At 60.3% G+C, this 2,395-nt stretch carries 5 protein-coding genes; 2 read left to right on the forward strand and 3 right to left on the reverse strand.

Going from position 1 to position 2,395, the window contains the following annotated elements:
• Both VGY55_21165 and VGY55_21170 read left to right on the forward strand, forming a co-directional pair.
• Positions 1–277: SUMF1/EgtB/PvdO family nonheme iron enzyme (locus tag VGY55_21165; protein HEV2972496.1), on the forward strand; the 277-nt coding region annotated here is incomplete at its 5' end.
• Between the two features lie 51 nt (positions 278–328).
• Complete coding sequence (locus VGY55_21170; protein ID HEV2972497.1) at positions 329–1,267, forward strand: hypothetical protein; 939 nt, start codon at positions 329–331, stop codon at positions 1,265–1,267.
• Positions 1,268–1,325: 58 nt separating this feature from the next.
• On the opposite strand, the gene VGY55_21175 is transcribed toward VGY55_21170, so the two are convergent.
• The 3 genes from VGY55_21175 to VGY55_21185 all read right to left on the reverse strand — a co-directional run.
• Positions 1,326–1,811, reverse strand: a complete 486-nt coding sequence (locus VGY55_21175) for a VOC family protein (GenBank protein HEV2972498.1) — start codon at positions 1,809–1,811, stop codon at positions 1,326–1,328.
• A gap of 59 nt (positions 1,812–1,870) precedes the next feature.
• Positions 1,871–2,074 (reverse strand): hypothetical protein, encoded by a 204-nt coding sequence (locus VGY55_21180; protein HEV2972499.1) that lies wholly within the window; start codon positions 2,072–2,074, stop codon positions 1,871–1,873.
• 96 nt (positions 2,075–2,170) lie between these two features.
• Positions 2,171–2,395 (reverse strand): VOC family protein (locus tag VGY55_21185; protein ID HEV2972500.1); only part of this gene is annotated, 225 nt, incomplete at its 5' end.

The following is a 2,395-nucleotide window of genomic DNA, read 5'->3' on the forward strand; positions in this document are numbered from 1 at the left end:
CACCGACGTCAGCCCCTTCGGAATCTACGACCTGGCGGGCAACGCCCGCGAATGGTGCATCGACCGCTGGTCCCTCACGGCATTTGCGGACGCTCAAAAATCCTCGTCCACGCCGTTGCGAAACTGGAAAGGCCCGCGAAACGCCCCCGTCGACATTCACGTCGTCAAGGGAAACGGCCCCGGCTGGGACGCCTGGTATCGCGCCGGCATCAACGGCACGCAACATCACGCCGACGTCGGCTTTCGCTGCGTGCTGCGGCTGAACGAGAAGAACTAGCGTTCCTCAATAATCTGGACAAACGCCATTCCCCAGCGAAGGGTGTTGCGAATGTCGCCGTGTTGGCGCTCAATACCACTTCTCGCGGCAATCTTGCTAGTGCCGGGCGCGAGTTTAGCGCTCCAAGCTGCTCAACAGGCCGACCCATGGGCCGAATTGCCGCTCGAGCCAGAACGCTCGAGAACAGCTCAGAAGGAGACGGGCGAGCCCAGCTTTTTTGCAGTTCCCATCCGCACGGAGCTTCAGCGCCAGCTCATCGCCCACGGTAAGCAAGTGCAAGCGCTGGTTGTCCTGAATGGCTTCGGGACCATCGGCAAGCGCGGCGTCGATCGCATGCGGGCGCTCGACATTCTGGCGTTGCGGCGCGCACTCGCCGCGATAAAGACCGGTGATCCCAATGCGTCGGTGGTGTTTGTCATTGGATTCTTGGGCGCGAGCCCGCCCGACATGCAGCAAACATTGTCTGACGAGCAGAAACGGCTTACCCAGGAATGCGGGGACTTGGCGAAAGAGGCCAAGCTGCGAGTGGTTCAGATCAGCGGAGCCTTTATTGGCACGCCCGGCGCGTGGCCAAAAGCGGCTGACGCAGCCAAGGCCATCGACCCAACCAAGGAAACAGCCGCCGAGGCGGCCGTCGGAGACGCCGACGTCAGGGTATTTCCGGTTCGCACGAAAGTTACCGAGCTGTTGACGGACTGGTCCCAAGGCGGCAATCCGACAGGAGCCGATTGCGTGGTCTATCTCAAAAAGCCCATCGATCCGAGCAACAACCCGTTGATTGGCGCCGAACTCGAAGCGCACATCTCCGACGCGATCAAAAAACTCAATCTGCCGCGGAAGAATCGCATCGACTATCACCTCGTTGTGGTCACTCCGAATCACGCAGCCTGGCAACGGGCTCACGACGCGATTATGAACCGCTTCGTTGGCAAAGAGGCCGATCAGCTCACCGCGCGGCTCGGATTCAAGAGCAATTCCGTAACGTGGTGACCGGGTGAGGTGCTCCAAGGGGCGCGCAGCAGTGAGCCGATTGGCCGACCCCACGCAATTATTTGTGTTGCGCGAACGCTTCCTTCATCCCGGCCTGCATTTCGGCGTGCGTGAGGTCTTTGACGTGCGTGCCGAAGGACCATTTGTGGCCATAGGGATCCTTCACGACGCCGTAGCGGTCGCCCCAGAACATGTCGGCGGCCGGCATCAGAACCGTGGCGCCGGCGTCTTGGGCACGCTTGATGGCGGCGTCGCAGTCCGTCACGTAGTGATGAATCGTCACCGGCGTGCCTTTGAGTGCCGTCGCCGTTTCCGACTTGCCTTCGCAATACTCGGGGAAATCATCGACAAGAAAGACAAAGCTCTTGCCGATGCGAATGGCCGCATGCATGATCCTGCGGCCGTCCGGGGCCGGCATCCGATGAATCTCCTCGGCGCCGAAAGCCTTCTTGTAAAACTCGATCGCCTCGGAGCACCGCTCGCACACGAGGTGTGGGATCAGGTTTTCGTGTCCGGCGGGAATCGGCTGGATCGACTTGCTCATCGCTGGCTCCTCGATGATTAGATGTGAGTTGGTTGATTACGAATGGCTTCTGCGCGGCATCACAGTACGCAACACTCGACGACGAACTCGAAACTTTTGCCGAAGCGAATCGCCGCATGGATGATCCGGCGAGGGGTCGGCAGGAACAATCCGTCGCCTTCCTCGGTGACGGGTTGTTCGGGGCACTCGATCGCCTGAGAAGACCGCTCGCACGCCAAGGGCGGAATCACGGTTTCAGCAAGTGCTTGAGTTGAGTTGAACATGGCTGGCTCCTTCGTGATTTTGGCTTGCGGTCTCGAGCGGCGTCTTTCCCCCTCTCCCATTCCGATGGGAGAGGGCCGGGATGAGGGCGCCTTTCCTCAGGCTTCGGCCGCCTTTTGCAGGCCGCGGATATCGATCTTCTTCATCTGAAACATCGCTTTGGCAACGCGGGCCGCTTTTTTTGGGTCAGGATTTCCCAGCAGCTCGATCAGCGCGTTCGGGACGATCTGCCATGACAGCCCGAACTTGTCCTTGAGCCAGCCGCACTGCACCTCGCCGCCTCCCGCAGACAGTTTTTCCCAATAAGTGTCGACTTCCTCCTG

This window comes from Pirellulales bacterium (assembly GCA_035939775.1).
Taxonomy (GTDB): Bacteria; Planctomycetota; Planctomycetia; order Pirellulales; family DATAWG01; genus DASZFO01.